The organism is Mesorhizobium sp. M0019, from assembly GCF_040323975.1.
GTDB lineage: Bacteria > Pseudomonadota > Alphaproteobacteria > Rhizobiales > Rhizobiaceae > Mesorhizobium.
Genome location: NZ_JAMYVK010000003.1, coordinates 131,671 through 146,024, shown reverse-complemented (window position 1 = coordinate 146,024; position 14,354 = coordinate 131,671). Strand labels below are relative to the sequence as shown.

Here is a 14,354-nt window from a genome sequence, read left to right as displayed (position 1 = left end):
GCCCGACCCAACCCAGGCCGGACAATCCTTCAGCGCTGTCGCTAAATCAAGCCGCCGTCTCGGCCTGGAGGCTCACCCTTCGGCAGTATCGAAAACCTTCCGCGCCTCGCGTACAGCGCCGTGATTGAGCTCGGCCCATTGGATCAGCTGATGCAAGGGTCCAAACATCGAGCGCCCGAGATCGGTGAGGCTGTATTCGACGCTCGGCGGTTTGGTCGGAAACACCTGGCGATGCACATAGCCGTCGCGCTGCAGATCGTGCAGCGTCTGGGTGAGCATGCGCTGTGAAATATCGGGCACCAGCCGCCGCAATTCGCCGAAGCGGTACGGCTTCTCGGCCAAGGCCTCCATCAGCAGTGAACTCCATTTATTGCTTATGCCCTGGATCACGTCGCGAACCGGGCAATCCGCAAGGTTTCCGCCACCGCTGCCTGCTTTGTATATCTCGAGCTTCGATCTCAGATTGACGATCTTGCCGTCCATGGCTGGTTCCCTGGATGTGCCTACCTCCCGCAAAACTGCCTTCTTTACGAGGATGGGTCAATTCCTATTTTAGTGCTGGTCTCTTTTTGAGACTAACATATGCACCCGCCGCTCCGGCGCAACGTCAGGACATCTCATGACCGACACCCTTCTCGTCACCGGCGCCTCCGGCCAGCTTGGCCGCGGCGTCATCAATCATCTGCTTGACACGCTCAAGGTCTCCCCTCAGCGCATCATCGCCGCCACCCGCAATCCGGAAAATCTGGCCGATCTGGCAGCCCGAGGCGTCACCATCCGGGCAGTTGACTTCGACGACACCGCGTCGTTGGCCAGTGCATTTACCGGCGCCGACAGGGTTCTGATCATTTCGACAAACGAGCTCGCCGTTCCGGGCAAGCGCCTGAAGCAACATGAGACCGCGGTCGCCGCCGCAAAAAGCGCGGGCGTTTCGCACCTGCTCTACACATCGATGCCCAATCCGGAACCAGGATCGCCGGTGCTGTTTGCGCCCGATCACCACGGCACCGAGCAGGCTATCAAGGCGAGCGGCATTCCCTACACCATCTTCCGCAACGGCTGGTATCAGGAGAACCTGTTCATGGCGCTGCCGCACGCCATCGCCTCGGGGCACTGGTACACATCCGCTGGAGACGGCCACATTGCCCATGGCGCGCGCGACGATATGGCAGCCGCGATCGCCGCCGGCCTTGCTTCGAGCGCAACCGAAAGCACGACATACACGCTGACCGGCCCCAAGGCCCACACGATGGCCGAGATTGCAGCCCTCGTCACCGAGGTCACCGGCAAGCCGATCGAAGTTATCCAGCTTTCGGATGAAGCGCTGACCGAGGGATTGAAGGCAGCCGGCGTTCCCGAAGCTTTTGCGCCTGTCATCGTTTCCTTCGACACCAACACCCGCTCCGGCCGGATCGGCATGGTGACCGACGCGGTCGAGACGCTGTCCGGCAGGAAGCCGCAGCCGCTGAAGCAATTTCTTGAAGCAAACAAGGCGGCTCTGGTGAGCTGAGCCTCACAATGGCCGTGCCCTCAAAGGGCACGGCCATCTGTTCAGATAGCCACCTGCGTCCCGATCTCGACCACCCGTCCGGTCGGGATCTGGAAATATTCCGTCGCATCGGCCGCCGTGCGCGCCAGCCCGATGAACAGCTTGTCCTGCCAGACCGGCATGCCGGAATTGGGCGAGGCCTTGAGAGAGCGCCGCGACAGGAAGAAGGACGTCGTCATGATGTCGAACTTCCAGCCCTGTTTGCGGCAGATCGCCAGCGCACGCGGGATGTTGGGCTGCTCCATGTAGCCGAAGGTCAGCGTCACCCGCATGAACAGCTCGTTGACCATTTCCATCTTGACGCGCTCGCTGTCGGGCACAACCGGCTGCGGTGCCGTCACCACCGAAAGGATGACGTTCTGCTCGTGCAGCACCTTGTAGTGCTTCAGGCTGTGCATCAGCGCGGTCGGCGCGCTCAGCGGATCGCTGGTCAGGAACACCGCGGTGCCCGACACCAGATGCGGTTTCTTCTTCAGCAGATTGCCGGCAAGGAAATCGAGCGGGATCTCGTTCCGGCGCGTCTTGTCGAACAAATAGCGGCTGCCGCGGATCCAGGTCCACATAGTCATCACGATAACTGCGGCGATGGCAAGCGATGCCCAGCCACCTTCAAACACCTTGACTATGTTGGCGGCAAAGAAGCCGGTATCGACGAAGGCGAACACGGCCATCAAGGCGATCGCGACGCCGAGCGGCCATTTCCAGATGCGCGTCATCACAACAAAAAGCAGCACATTCGTCACCAGCATGTTGCCGGTCACCGAAATACCGTAGGCCGAGGCCAGGCGGCTGGATTCGCCGAAGCCGACCACCAGCAGCATCACCACCAGCGCCAGCATCAGGTTGATGCGCGGCAGATAGATCTGGCCCGACTGTTTTTCCGACGTATGCTGGATAACGAAACGCGGCAGCATATTGAGCTGCACCGCCTGTCTGGTCAGCGAAAAAGCGCCGGAGATCACCGCCTGGCTGGCGATGACGGTCGCCGCCGTCGCCAGCACGACCATCGGAATAAGCGTCCAGCCCTGGTTCATCTCGAAGAATGGATGACCGACAACGCCGCCATTTGCCAGCACGAAGGCGCCTTGCCCGACATAGTTGAGCAGCAAGCAAGGGAACACGATTGCCAGCCAGGCGAGTACGATCGGCTTGCGGCCGAAATGGCCGAGGTCGGCATAGAGCGCCTCGGCGCCGGTGACGGCGAGGAAGACCGCACCAACCGTGACGAAGGCGACATCGGGCGAGTTGACCAGGAACGACACGATGTAATGCGGGCTGATCGCCAGCAGGATTTCCGGATCGGCGATGATGTGGTTAATGCCGGAAAGGCCGATGGCCAGGAACCACAGCGCCGTGACGGGCCCGAACACCAAACCTACGCCGCCGGTGCCGAATCGCTGTACCGCAAACAGGATCGCCAGGATGGCCAGTGTCAGCGGCACCACATAGGGCTGGAATGTCGGCGTGACGACATTCATACCTTCGACCGCCGATAGCACCGAGATCGCCGGCGTAATGACTGCGTCGCCGAAAAAAAGCGCCGCGCCGACGATGCCGATGCCGAGGATCACCGCCGAGCGCGTCGGGAAACTGTTGCGCGCCAGCGCCATCAGCGACAGCACCCCGCCCTCGCCTCGATTGTCGGCGCGGAGCACGAACATGATGTATTTGATGGTGACGGTGATCGTCAGCGACCAGATGATCAGCGACAACACGCCGAGGATGTCGCCACGGTTGGCGACGTTGCCACCGGCCGATGCATGCAACGCTTCGCGAAATGCATAGATCGGGCTGGTACCGATATCGCCGTAAACCACGCCGAGCGCGCCCAGCATCAGCACCTTGGTGCTGTGCTGCTCAACCTCAGAATGGCTGGATTGTTCGACAGGTTCTGCCTCGTTACCAGCATTGGTAAGGGCCATGGACGACACTCCGGTAAGCGGGCGGTGCTCTACGCTTGCTGCGCTGCAATATCAAGTGCCGTCACGTAATGGCTCCGTCCCGATATTGCGAGTCCTCCACGACTTGGCAGACTCAGTCCGATCGGCAGACCACCTGGAATGTCGCAACGGACACGTTTTTAAATAGCCACCTGCGTCCCGATCTCGACTACCCGTCCGGTCGGGATCTGGAAATACTCCGTCGCATCGGCCGCCGTGCGCGCCAGCCCGATGAACAGCTTGTCCTGCCAGACCGGCATGCCGGAATTGGGCGAGGCCTTGAGAGAGCGCCGCGACAGGAAGAACGATGTCGTCATGATGTCGAACTTCCAGCCTTGCTTGCGGCAGATCGCCAGCGCGCGCGGAATGTTGGGCTGCTCCATATAGCCGAAGGTCAGCGTCACCCGCATGAACAGCTCGTTGATTTGCTCCATCTTGACGCGCTCGCTGTCGGGCACAACCGGCTGCGGTGCCGTCACCACCGAAAGGATGACGTTCTGCTCGTGCAGCACCTTGTAATGCTTCAGGCTGTGCATCAGCGCGGTCGGCGCACTCAGCGGGTCGCTGGTCAGGAACACCGCGGTGCCCGACACCAGATGCGGCTTCTTCTTCAGCAGATTGCCGGCGAGGAAATCGAGCGGGACCTCGTTCCTTCGAGTTTTTTCGAACAGGTATCTGGTGCCTCTTATCCAGGTCCACATGGTCATGACAATCACTGCGGCCACCGCCAGCGAGGACCAGCCGCCTTCGAACACCTTGACAATGTTGGCGGCAAAGAAGCCGGTATCGACGGAGGCGAACAACGCCGTCAAGGCCACTGCAACGCCGAGCGGCCATTTCCAGATGCGGGTCATGACGACAAAAAGCAGTATGTTGGTCACCAGCATGTTGCCGGTCACTGAAATGCCGTAGGCCGAGGCAAGCCTGCTGGATTCGCCGAAGCCGACCACCAGCAGCATCACCACCAGCGCCAGCAGCATGTTGACGCGTGGCAGGTAGATCTGGCCGGACTGTTTCTCCGACGTATGCTGGATCTCGAAACGCGGCAGCATGTTGAGCTGCACCGCTTGCCTGGTCAGCGAGAAAGCGCCGGAGATCACCGCCTGGCTGGCGATCACGGTCGCGGCGGTCGCCAGCACGACCATGGGAATGAGCGTCCAGCCTTCGTTCATCTCGAAAAAGGGATGACCGACAACGCCGCCATTGGCCAGCACGAAGGCCCCCTGCCCGACATAGTTGAGCAGCAAGCAAGGGAATACGATCGCCAGCCAGGCGAGTACAATGGGCTTGCGCCCGAAATGGCCGAGATCGGCATAGAGCGCCTCGGCGCCGGTAACGGCGAGAAAGACCGCGCCAACCGTGACGAAGGCGACGTCAGGCGAGTTGACCAAGAACGAAACGATGTAATGTGGGCTGATTGCCAGCAGGATTTCCGGGTCGTCGATGATATGGTTGAGGCCGGACAGTCCGATGGCCAGGAACCACACCGCGGTGACGGGCCCGAACACCAGTCCGACGCCGCCCGTGCCGAACCGTTGCACCGCGAACAGCATCGCCAGGATGACCAGCGTCAGCGGCACCACATAGGGCTGGAACGCCGGCGTGACGACGTTCATGCCTTCGACCGCCGATAGCACCGAAATTGCCGGCGTGATGACTGCGTCACCGAAAAAAAGCGCCGAGCCGACGATGCCTATGCCGAGGATCACCGCCGACCGCTTCGGGAAGCTGCCGCGTGCCAATGCCATCAACGACAGCGTGCCACCCTCGCCCCGGTTGTCGGCGCGCAGCACGAACATGATGTATTTGACGGTGACAGTGATGGTCAGCGCCCAGATGATCAGCGACAGCACCCCGAGGATGTCGCCGCGGTTGGCGACATTGCCGCCAGCCGAAGCATGCAACGCCTCACGGAACGCATAGATCGGGCTGGTGCCGATGTCGCCATAGACCACGCCGAGCGCGCCGAGCATCAGGATCTTGGTGCTGTGCTGCTCGGCCTTGGAGTGGCTGGATTGTTCGATGGGTTCCGCCTCGCTACCAGCGTTGGCAAGGGCCATGGACGACACTCCCATAGACGTGCGGCGCTCTATGCTGCGGGGATGGAAAGGACGCGCTGCCGTGCCGGGAACGCACGGCCTATCGGCTCGCCTTTCTCTACCAGCCACAAGCCTTCAGAAACCGCCTGACCGTTGCGGCCATGCCATACTCCAACGCATCGGCTGTCAACCCATGTCCGATCGACACTTCGGCCAATGCCGGGATGCGCCTGGCCAGCGCCGGCAAATTGGTCACCACAAGGTCGTGCCCGGCATTGACCTGGAGCCCTGCGGCCAATGCGGCATCCGCCGTCTTTCCCAATTTCTCCAATTCCTTCGCCGCTTTTGCCGAATCGGAATGATAGCTGCCGTATGGACCCGTATAGAGTTCGATCCGATCGGCGCCGGTGTCGCGAGCGGCTTTCATGCCAGCGGGATCCGGATCGGAAAACAGCGATACGCGAAAGCCTCCCTTCTTCAGGCGCTTGACAACCGGTGTCAGGAACGCAGCCTCGGCGGCGAAGTTCCAGCCATGGTCGGAAGTCGCCTGCGCCGGGTCGTCGGGCACCAACGTCACCTGCTCCGGCTGGTGCTTTTCCACAAGCGCCAGGAAATCCTCGGTCGGATAGCCCTCGATGTTGAATTCCGCATTCGGGAACTCGTCGTCGATCAGCGCCCTGATCTGCGGCAGATCGGAATGCCTGGTGTGCCGCTCGTCGGGTCGCGGGTGCACCGTCAGCCCATGCGCGCCGGCGGCAAGCGCAATGCGTCCAAGCCCGGTCACGCTTGGCCACGGCAGGTCGCGTCGGTTGCGCAGCATGGCGATGGCATTGAGGTTGACGGAAAGCTTTGCAGGCATTTGCACGGCTCCAGGCTGATCTTGGCGCGCATCTATACCGCCTTTAACGGGAACAGACAGGGGGTTTCAGGTGTTCCAAGGTGTGCGAAGAAAATCGAGCGCAAGGAGTTCCCTGTTGAATTTTCTCGAGGCCGTGCCGGCGGTTCGCCGCATCGACACCGATCGCGAAGATCTTTTCGCCATCGATGTCGTCGGCCATGTCGCAGCGGCTGACGCCGAAAACCTGTTCGGATTGCTGGAGGCGGCCTATGCGCTGCATCCGAAGATCGACGTGCTGGTGCGCCTGATCGACCATGAGGGTGTCGACTGGGCCGACGTATCGGACGAGACGATCGAACAGGGCATAGCTCATGCCGTGGAGCATATCGGCCGCTGCGCGGCGATCGGTGAGCCGAACTGGATACCGGAGGCAAGAGCCTTTTTGCCTGCCTCCTTGCCTATCGAACTCCGGCATTTCGAGGCCGAGGACGAGGCCGCCGCCTGGGAATGGCTTGGCGCCAACCCGATCGCCCAGCGCTGATACGACCGCCCTATCGGACGATCGTCAGCCGTTCGGCCGCGCGCGTGATAGCGGTGTAGAGCCAACGCTGCCGGGTTTCCTTGAACGCCCAGCTTTCGTCGAAAAGCACGATCTCGTTCCACTGCGAGCCCTGCGCCTTGTGCACGGTCAGCGCATAGCCATAGTCGAAATCGTCGAAACGTTTCTTCTGCTGCCAGGGGATGTCGGCGTCCGGATCTTCGAATGCCGCCTTGAGCAGCTTGATCTTGGCGACGCCGCGATCCGGGTCGTCTTCCTCCGGCGAAACCAGCAGATTGATGCCAGGCTTGACGGTCTCGCGCGACGAGGTCATCACCTTCCACAGCGACCCGTTGAGCAGTCCCTTGGCCGGATCGTTGCGCAGGCACACCAGCTTGTCGCCGGCTTGCGGATAATCGGCGTTGAACCCCTTCAGCTCGCGCAGCCGCTGGTTGTAACGGCGGCGCGTGCGGTTGGTGCCGACCAGCACCTGGTCCGCCTTCAGCACCAATTCCTGGGTGACGTCTTCCTTGCCGATCACTTGCGCCGCGCCATAGTCGCCGCGCATGAACTCGCGGCCCTCGCGCACGTCAAGCGCAAGCCGGATGATCGGGTTGTCTCGCGCCTGGCGATGGATTTCGGTGAGCAGAATGTCCGGCTCATGGTCCGTGAAGAAGCCGCCGCCGGAGATTGGCGGCAACTGGCCGGGATCGCCGAGCACCAGGATCGGCGTGCCGAAGCTCATCAGGTCACGGCCGAGTTGCTCGTCGACCATTGAGCATTCGTCGATGACGACGAGCTTGGCGCGCGAGATCGGGCTCTGCCGGTTGAGCGAAAATGTCGGCGACATCGATGTCTTGCCGGTCACCTCGTCCGCTACCGATTCTTCGCCCTTCGGCCGGTAAATCAGCGAATGGATGGTGCGGGCATTGACCGCGCCCTTGGAACGCAGCACCTGCGCCGCCTTACCCGTAAAGGCGGCGAACTGCACCTGGCCGTCGACATGCTCGGCGAAATAGCGCGCCAGCGTCGTCTTGCCGGTGCCGGCATAGCCGAACAGCCGGAACAGCTGCGGCTTGCCGGTTTTCAGCCAGCCGGCCACCGCCTTCAGCGCCTCGTCCTGTTGAGGAGAGAATTCCATCAGCGCGACAGACCGGATTCGCGAGGGAAAGACAAGGTGACTGCCGTCACCATCAATTTTCATCGCCGGCAATCACGCCGCTGCGACAGGGTCAGGCTATCAGTGACGAACAGGAACGTAAAGAGAACAAGGCCAGGCGACCGCAGCTTACCCGGCCCGCTGTGGATCGTTCTCCAGCTGGATCGGCTTGCCATGCGGCGTTGCGTGCGCGGCGCGTTCCCAGGCAGCGGCGAGCGCATCGACGTCGCGCTTTCCGGCAACGCCCTTGGCCAAAAGCAGCTTTTCCAGCGCTGCCAGCCAGTGCTCGTAGTAATCGTGACCGTCGCGCGCGGCGCCCGGCCGCTTCAACTCTGCCGACAAAGCATCCGCCCATTCGCTCCACGAAAACAGCCCGTTGTCGTGCAGTGCTACCGTCATGGCAAAGGCCTCTGCTTGCCACGGCTCGGCAAACACAGGCGCCTCGACACCGGCGGGCAGCATGGCGGCGACTGAGCCCGTCTCACGCCGGCTCAAGGTAGCTCTCCCAGGCATCGATCGACACGACAAGTGTCGGATCGGCGCCCTCGCCCCAGATTTCGCCGCCGGTGAAGGCCACCGTATAGACCCATTGCGGGTTTTCGCCCTGGCCGTGTGCATTGGTGTCGGGAAAGACAAAGCCGTCGCGCACAGCCTCGACGACGCCTCGCTTGCCGCGTGCATAGCGCGGCAGTCTGGTGTGGCCGGTCGGATGAAAGTTCCTGGTTCGCACGGGGTCGCCCGCCTTGAACCGCGCAGGCGCGGCGACAGGCCGGTCGCAGGGCCCGCCCTTGGCCAGCACCGCCGGAACGTCCTTAGCCTTCAGCACCCGTTTGGGTGTCGCTGCCGGGTCGACTGCGTCGCCCGTAGCCAGGTCGCGGTCGCTGACGAAACCATGGCGTTTGAGCAGCACCTCCAGCGCCTTGATCCATATCTGGTAGTAGCTGGAGGCATAATAATCCGCTGGATGCAGCGATTCCCGCGCGTGCCGGCTCTCGTCGATGGTCCAGGCCCCCATGGCGCCGGCGCACAGCGTCACGCCCAGCGCCCGCCTTTCCCAATCGGCATGGAAATAGGGTTCGTCCGGTTCGGGCGCGACCGGCCCGAAACCCATCTGGCCGCCGAGATCCTGCGGCCCGTTCATGCCGGCTCCCGCGCCAACGCCGTGCCGATCATGGCATCGCGCGTCACCAGATCGGCGAGCCGTGCCTCATCCCAGCCCTCCGTACCCCGGGGACGCATCGGCACCACCAGATAGCGCAGCTCGGCGGTCGAATCCCACACCCGGATTGTCGTCCTCGCCGGCAAGGTCAGACCGAATTCCTCGAGCACGCCGCGCGGATCGATCACTGCGCGCGAACGGCAGGGCGGCGCCTTGTACCAGACCGGCGGCAGGCCGAGAACCGACCACGGATAGCAGGAGCACAGCGTGCAGACGACGAGGTTGTGCGTGTCGGCCGTATTGAACACCGCCTGCATGTGCTCGCCTTGCCGGCCGGTGTAGCCGAGCGATTCGATGGCCGCCGTCGCATCACGCTTCAGCCATGCGGCAAACCCGGGATCAACCCAGGCCTTCGCCACCACCTTTGCGCCGTTGCGCGGCCCGATCTTGGTCTCATAGGTGTCGACGATAACATCGATCGCCGCCGGATCGATCAGGCCTTTGCGGGTGAGAATCGTCTCCAGCGCGCGCACCCGCGCCGCAAAAGGATCAAGCTCGTTGTCGTGGTCGTGATTGTGCGGCATGGCGTCAAATTACGATCGCGGACCCCCGGCCGCAAGCACCACGGCTTGGGCCAGCGCTATTCGGCTGCCGCCTTCTGCGGCACCGGTTCTTCCTCCTCGTCGAACAGTGACGGCTGGTCGACCGCTTCGACCGGGCTCGGCTCGCCCCGGCGCCGTGCCCACAGCCTGACCAGCCAGCCGGAAAAATGCTCCATGTAGACGTAAATGACGGGCGTGACGAACAGCGTCAGTGCCTGCGAGGCGACAAGACCGCCGACCACCGCCACGCCGAGAGGCTGGCGCAATTCCGCGCTGGCGCCGGTGCCGAGCGCGATCGGGATGGTGCCCATCAGCGCGGCAAGCGTGGTCATCATGATCGGCCGGAAGCGCATCAGGCAGGCCTTGTGGATGGATTCGACAGGCGACATCCCCTCGCGCCTGAGTTCCAGCGCCACGTCGATCATCATGATGCCGTTCTTCTTGACGATGCCGATCAGCATCAGGATGCCGATCACCGCGATCACCGAAAGATCCATCCCCGCCAGCCGCAGTGCCACCAGCGCGCCGAGCACCGCCGATGGAAGCCCGGTCAGGATGGTGAGCGGGTGGATGAAGCTCTCATAGAGCATGCCGAGAACGATATAGATGGTCAGAATCGCGCCGCCGATCAGCAGCCCCTGGTTGGAAAGCGAATCCTGGAACGTCTTGGCCGTGCCCGAGAAGGCGGTCGAGATCGTCGGCGGCATGCCGATCTTGTCCTTCAGCGCGTTGATGTGGCTCACGCTGTCGCCGAGGGCCACGCCTTGCGGCAGATTGTAGGAGATGGTCACTGCCGGAAGCTGGCCGAGCTGGTTGACGGTCAAAGCACCGGCGGTCCGATCGACGCGGGCGAACGCACCGAGCGGCACCAGGCTGCCGCTCGCCGTTCTCACCTTGATGGCCAGCATCCGCTCGGGCGACCACTCGATCTTCGGATCGAGCTCCATGATCACGTCGTAGCTGTCGGCCGAACCGAAGATGGTCGACACCTGCTGGGTGCCGAAACCGCCATAGAGGCTGGAGCGCAGCGTGTCGGTATCGACGCCGAGGTTCGCCGCCTTGTCGCGGTCGATCACCAGCGTCGCCTGTAGCGCGTTGTTCTGCAGGTCATTGGTGACGTCGGTGAAGGCGGCATGATCGGCAGCCATCGCGTCCGTCAGCCTCTGCGCCCAGACGTTCGTCAGGCCGGTATCGAGGCCCTGAACGGCAAGCTGGTAGGCACTCGCCGAAGAACGCGCGCCGAGCCGCAGGTTCTGCACCGGCTGCATGTAGGTTTCGATGCCGGGCACATTGGCCAGCTGGCGCCGCAGGTCCGTAAGCACCTTGTCGATGTTCGGTCGCTGGTCCTTGTCTTTCAGCTGCACAAACAGCTGGCCCTGGTTGAGCGCATTGTTTCCACTGCCCGCCGACCAGCCGACATGCGCGACGTAGGGCGAATGGGTGAAGACATCCGCCACTTGCCCCTGCAGCTTCACCATCGCGTCAAACGAAATGTCCTGGCGCGCGATGGTCGTCACCGAGACCTGGCCGATATCCTCCTGCGGGAAGAAGCCCTTCGGCGAAATCTGGATCAGCCACACCGACAGCCCGGCGGTCACCAGGAAGACAAGGAAGACAAGGAAATTGTGGCGCAGGCAGAATGTCAGCAGCCTGTCATAGCCCTGCATGAAGACGTTTTGTCTATGGCCTTCACCGTGCGCTGCTTTCTGCTCGGCTTTCGATAATGACAACAGCCGCGAGCACAGCATCGGCGTCAGCGTCAGCGAGACGAACATCGACGCCAGGATGGCGACCGTCACCACCACCGCGAATTCGTTGAAGATGCGCCCGATCACGCCGCCCATCAAAAGCACCGGAATGAACACGGCGACCAGCGAGATCGAGATCGAGATGATGGTGAAGCCGATCTCGCGCGCGCCCTTGAGCGACGCCTCGAGGGCAGAGAGCCCGTCCTCCTCCATATGGCGGAAAATGTTTTCGAGCATGACGATTGCATCGTCGACGACAAGACCGACCGCCAGCGTCAGCCCCATCAATGAGACGTTGTCGATGGAAAAGCCGAACAGGTACATCACGCCCAGCGTGGCGATGAGCGAAATCGGCACCGCCACGGCCGGGATGACCGTCGCCGTTACCCGGCGCAGGAACAGGAAGATCACCATCACCACCAGCGCGATGGTGAGCAAGAGCGTGAACTGCACGTCATCGACCGCCTCGCGGACCGATGTCGAGCGGTCGTTTAGCAACTGGATGCTCGCCGCTGCCGGCATCTGATCGTCGAAGGAAGGTAGCATCGCCTTGACGCGGTCGACGACGTCGACGGTATTGGCATCCGGCTGGCGCTGCACCGCCATAATGATGGCGCGGGTGCCGTCATACCAGCTTGCCGTCGTCGTGGTCTCGACCGAATCGATGACGCGGGTCACCTCGCCGAGCCGCACCGGATGGCCGTTCTTGGTTGCGATGATGATGTTGGAGAATCCTGCCGCATTGGTCAGCTGCGTGTTCGCGGTGATCGTCAGCTGCTGTTTGTTGTTCTTGAGCACGCCGAGCGGCGTGTTGCTGTTGGCCGAGGCAATGGCCGTCTGCAGCTGGTCGATCGAGATGCCGCGAGCGGCGAGCGCCGTCGGATCGATCTGGACGCGGACGGCATATTTTTGCTGGCCATAGATCGAAACCTGCGCAACGCCGTCGATCGTCGACAGCGACGGCGAAATCACATTCTCGGCAAACGCGTCGAGATCAGTCAGCGGAATTGTGTCGCTGACCAGCGACATCAGCAGGATCGGCGCATCGGCTGGATTGACCTTGCGGTAGCTCGGCGGGCTGGTCATCTCCGGCGGCAATTGTCGTTGCGTGCGTGCGATCGCTGCCTGCACGTCGGCGGCGGCTGCATCGATGTCGCGGTTGAGCACGAACTGAATGGCGATCGAGGTCGAGCCGAGCGAGTTGGTCGTCGAGATCGAATCGATGCCTGCGATAGTGGCAAACTGCTTGATCAGAGGCGTTGCCACCGAGGTCGCCATGGTTTCCGGCGAAGCCCCGGGCAGCGAGGCCGAGACGTTGACAACCGGAAATTCGGCGCTTGGCAGCGCCGCGACCGGCAGGAATTTGTAAGCAAATAGCCCGCCCAGAACCAGGGCGAACGACATGAGCAACGTGGCGACGGGCCTGCGGATGCAGAATTCGGAAATCATGGCTGTGTTCCGCCCGTCCGGTCAGCCTCGGCAACCTTCGGAGCCGCCTGATCGCCGGTGCCGGTCGAAGCCTTGCCTTCGCGCACCGCCGCGCCGTTCTTCAGTTTGGTCTGACCCTCGACGACGACACGCTCGCCGCTTTTCAATCCTTGGCTGATTGCGGTGTTGGTGCCTTCTGTCAGCGCGACCTGCACGGGCCGCATTTCAACGGTGTTGTCCGGCTTGATCACATAGACGAACGGGCCCTTCTGGCTGGGCTGGACGGCGACCGTCGGAACGGACGTCATTTGTGGCATGATGCCGGCATCGAGCACGACGTTGACGTATTGGCCCGGCCATAGCGAAAGATCGGCGTTGGGCACACTGGCCCGCGTTGCGATCGTGCCGGACGCCGTGTCTACGCTGGAATCGACGAAATCCAGCGTTCCCTTGCCGATCGGCTTCGGGTCGCCGTCCTTGGTCAGCGTCACCGCACCTTGCTGCGGCGCTGTCAGCGCCTTGTGCAGCAAGGCAAGATCGCTTTCGGGGAGATTGAAGTTCACCTGCAGCGGGTCGACCTGCGTGATCGTCACCAGTGGAGTCGACGTGCTGCTGCCGTTGCTGGTGGTGACGAGATCGCCGACGGCGACGTTGACTGCGCCAAGCCTGCCGGAGATCGGCGCCCTGATCGTGGCGAAGCCAAGCTGGATTTGGTCTGCATCGATCGTTGCCTTGTCGGCGTCGACGGTGGCCGCGGCGGATTTCTGCGCCGCGACGGCCTGATCGTAGGTCTGCTGTGTTCCGGCCTGCCTGGCGACGAGATTTTTGGCGCGCTGAAGATCGGCCGTGGCGCTGGCAAGCAGCGCCTGGTCTTTCGCGAGCGTCGCCTGATCGCGTGCCAGTTGTGCCTTCAACGAGCGATCGTCCAGCGAGAACAGAAGGTCGCCGGCCTTCACCATCTGTCCGTCCTTGACCGCGATTGCGACGATCTGACTCGATATCCGCGCGTTGATGCTGACCACGGCAGGAGAGGACACAAAGCCGATGGCATAGCGCCGGACCGGGAAATCGGCCGTCGTAGCCGTGGCGGCAACCACCGAAGTCGTACGCGCGGCATCTGCTGCTGCAGCGGGCTTGTCCGCCGTCGCCGTCTGATTCGCCGACAGCATCTGCTGAAGACCGCTCATTGCGCTGGGCGAAAGATAGAGCCACGCCGCGGCAACGCAGGCTGCAGCGATCACCGCTAATACGATCTTTCCGCGCATCGACAAAAGGCCTTCTCAACGCGACACGCCGATTTCCGCTGGTCGCACTCTAGCTCAACTCGCAGCCTCTTGCCGCGATTTTGCCAGAT

The 14,354-nt window shown here is 62.5% G+C and carries 12 protein-coding genes; 2 read left to right on the top strand and 10 right to left on the bottom strand.

Annotated features, from left to right (window positions below):
• Positions 1 to 72: 72 nt before the first annotated feature.
• Positions 73 to 483 carry a winged helix-turn-helix transcriptional regulator gene (locus NKK47_RS04150; RefSeq protein ID WP_352456496.1) on the bottom strand — a complete coding sequence of 137 codons (411 nt, stop codon included), beginning with the start codon at positions 481 to 483 and terminating at the stop codon, positions 73 to 75.
• 136 nt (positions 484 to 619) lie between these two features.
• Between NKK47_RS04150 and NKK47_RS04145 the strand changes: the two genes are divergently transcribed.
• Positions 620 to 1,510 (top strand): SDR family oxidoreductase, encoded by an 891-nt coding sequence (locus NKK47_RS04145; protein ID WP_352575165.1) that lies wholly within the window; start codon positions 620 to 622, stop codon positions 1,508 to 1,510.
• A gap of 41 nt (positions 1,511 to 1,551) precedes the next feature.
• On the opposite strand, the gene NKK47_RS04140 is transcribed toward NKK47_RS04145, so the two are convergent.
• The 3 genes from NKK47_RS04140 to NKK47_RS04130 form a co-directional block, all read right to left on the bottom strand.
• Positions 1,552 to 3,471, bottom strand: a complete 1,920-nt coding sequence (locus NKK47_RS04140; RefSeq protein WP_352450049.1) for a potassium transporter Kup — start codon at positions 3,469 to 3,471, stop codon at positions 1,552 to 1,554.
• Between the two features lie 158 nt (positions 3,472 to 3,629).
• Positions 3,630 to 5,549, bottom strand: coding sequence for a potassium transporter Kup (locus NKK47_RS04135; RefSeq protein ID WP_352456499.1), 1,920 nt, complete (start codon positions 5,547 to 5,549; stop codon positions 3,630 to 3,632).
• A 97-nt stretch (positions 5,550 to 5,646) separates the two neighbouring features.
• Positions 5,647 to 6,387, bottom strand: coding sequence for a pyridoxine 5'-phosphate synthase (locus NKK47_RS04130; RefSeq protein ID WP_352575163.1), 741 nt, complete (start codon positions 6,385 to 6,387; stop codon positions 5,647 to 5,649).
• A gap of 115 nt (positions 6,388 to 6,502) precedes the next feature.
• On the opposite strand from NKK47_RS04130, the gene NKK47_RS04125 reads away from it, so the two are divergent.
• Entirely contained in the window at positions 6,503 to 6,907 is a 405-nt protein-coding gene (locus NKK47_RS04125; protein ID WP_352456501.1) for a SpoIIAA family protein, read from the top strand.
• A gap of 10 nt (positions 6,908 to 6,917) precedes the next feature.
• Here the strand turns inward: NKK47_RS04125 and NKK47_RS04120 are convergent, their stop codons facing one another.
• From NKK47_RS04120 to NKK47_RS04095, 6 genes are all read right to left on the bottom strand, one after another.
• Complete coding sequence (locus NKK47_RS04120; protein WP_352456559.1) at positions 6,918 to 8,045, bottom strand: ATP-dependent DNA helicase; 1,128 nt, start codon at positions 8,043 to 8,045, stop codon at positions 6,918 to 6,920.
• Between the two features lie 147 nt (positions 8,046 to 8,192).
• Positions 8,193 to 8,525, bottom strand: coding sequence for a nitrile hydratase accessory protein (locus NKK47_RS04115; RefSeq protein WP_352456560.1), 333 nt, complete (start codon positions 8,523 to 8,525; stop codon positions 8,193 to 8,195).
• 19 nt (positions 8,526 to 8,544) lie between these two features.
• Entirely contained in the window at positions 8,545 to 9,204 is a 660-nt protein-coding gene (gene nthB, locus NKK47_RS04110) for a nitrile hydratase subunit beta (protein ID WP_352456502.1), read from the bottom strand.
• The gene (nthA, locus tag NKK47_RS04105; protein WP_352575161.1) at positions 9,201 to 9,806 is read right to left on the bottom strand and encodes a nitrile hydratase subunit alpha; all 606 of its coding nucleotides are present in this window, start codon (positions 9,804 to 9,806) and stop codon (positions 9,201 to 9,203) included. The genes nthB and nthA overlap by 4 nt, the downstream gene beginning before the upstream one ends.
• Positions 9,807 to 9,862: 56 nt before the next feature.
• Positions 9,863 to 13,021 carry an efflux RND transporter permease subunit gene (locus NKK47_RS04100; protein ID WP_352570422.1) on the bottom strand — a complete coding sequence of 1,053 codons (3,159 nt, stop codon included), beginning with the start codon at positions 13,019 to 13,021 and terminating at the stop codon, positions 9,863 to 9,865.
• Positions 13,018 to 14,265: an efflux RND transporter periplasmic adaptor subunit gene (locus NKK47_RS04095; protein WP_352575159.1), complete on the bottom strand. Its 1,248-nt coding sequence runs from the start codon at positions 14,263 to 14,265 to the stop codon at positions 13,018 to 13,020. Before NKK47_RS04095 ends, NKK47_RS04100 begins: the two co-directional genes overlap by 4 nt.
• Between the last annotated feature and the right edge of the window lie 89 nt (positions 14,266 to 14,354).

Coding starts and splice junctions, on each gene's coding strand:
- NKK47_RS04150 (WP_352456496.1), bottom strand. CDS start 483: ATGGACGGCAAGATCGTCAATCTGAGATCGAAGCTCGAGATATACAAA.
- nthB (WP_352456502.1), bottom strand. CDS start 9,204: ATGAACGGGCCGCAGGATCTCGGCGGCCAGATGGGTTTCGGGCCGGTC.
- NKK47_RS04135 (WP_352456499.1), bottom strand. CDS start 5,549: ATGGCCCTTGCCAACGCTGGTAGCGAGGCGGAACCCATCGAACAATCC.
- NKK47_RS04115 (WP_352456560.1), bottom strand. CDS start 8,525: ATGCTGCCCGCCGGTGTCGAGGCGCCTGTGTTTGCCGAGCCGTGGCAA.
- NKK47_RS04130 (WP_352575163.1), bottom strand. CDS start 6,387: ATGCCTGCAAAGCTTTCCGTCAACCTCAATGCCATCGCCATGCTGCGC.
- NKK47_RS04145 (WP_352575165.1), top strand. CDS start 620: ATGACCGACACCCTTCTCGTCACCGGCGCCTCCGGCCAGCTTGGCCGC.
- NKK47_RS04120 (WP_352456559.1), bottom strand. CDS start 8,045: ATGGAATTCTCTCCTCAACAGGACGAGGCGCTGAAGGCGGTGGCCGGC.
- NKK47_RS04100 (WP_352570422.1), bottom strand. CDS start 13,021: ATGATTTCCGAATTCTGCATCCGCAGGCCCGTCGCCACGTTGCTCATG.
- NKK47_RS04140 (WP_352450049.1), bottom strand. CDS start 3,471: ATGGCCCTTACCAATGCTGGTAACGAGGCAGAACCTGTCGAACAATCC.
- nthA (WP_352575161.1), bottom strand. CDS start 9,806: ATGCCGCACAATCACGACCACGACAACGAGCTTGATCCTTTTGCGGCG.
- NKK47_RS04095 (WP_352575159.1), bottom strand. CDS start 14,265: ATGCGCGGAAAGATCGTATTAGCGGTGATCGCTGCAGCCTGCGTTGCC.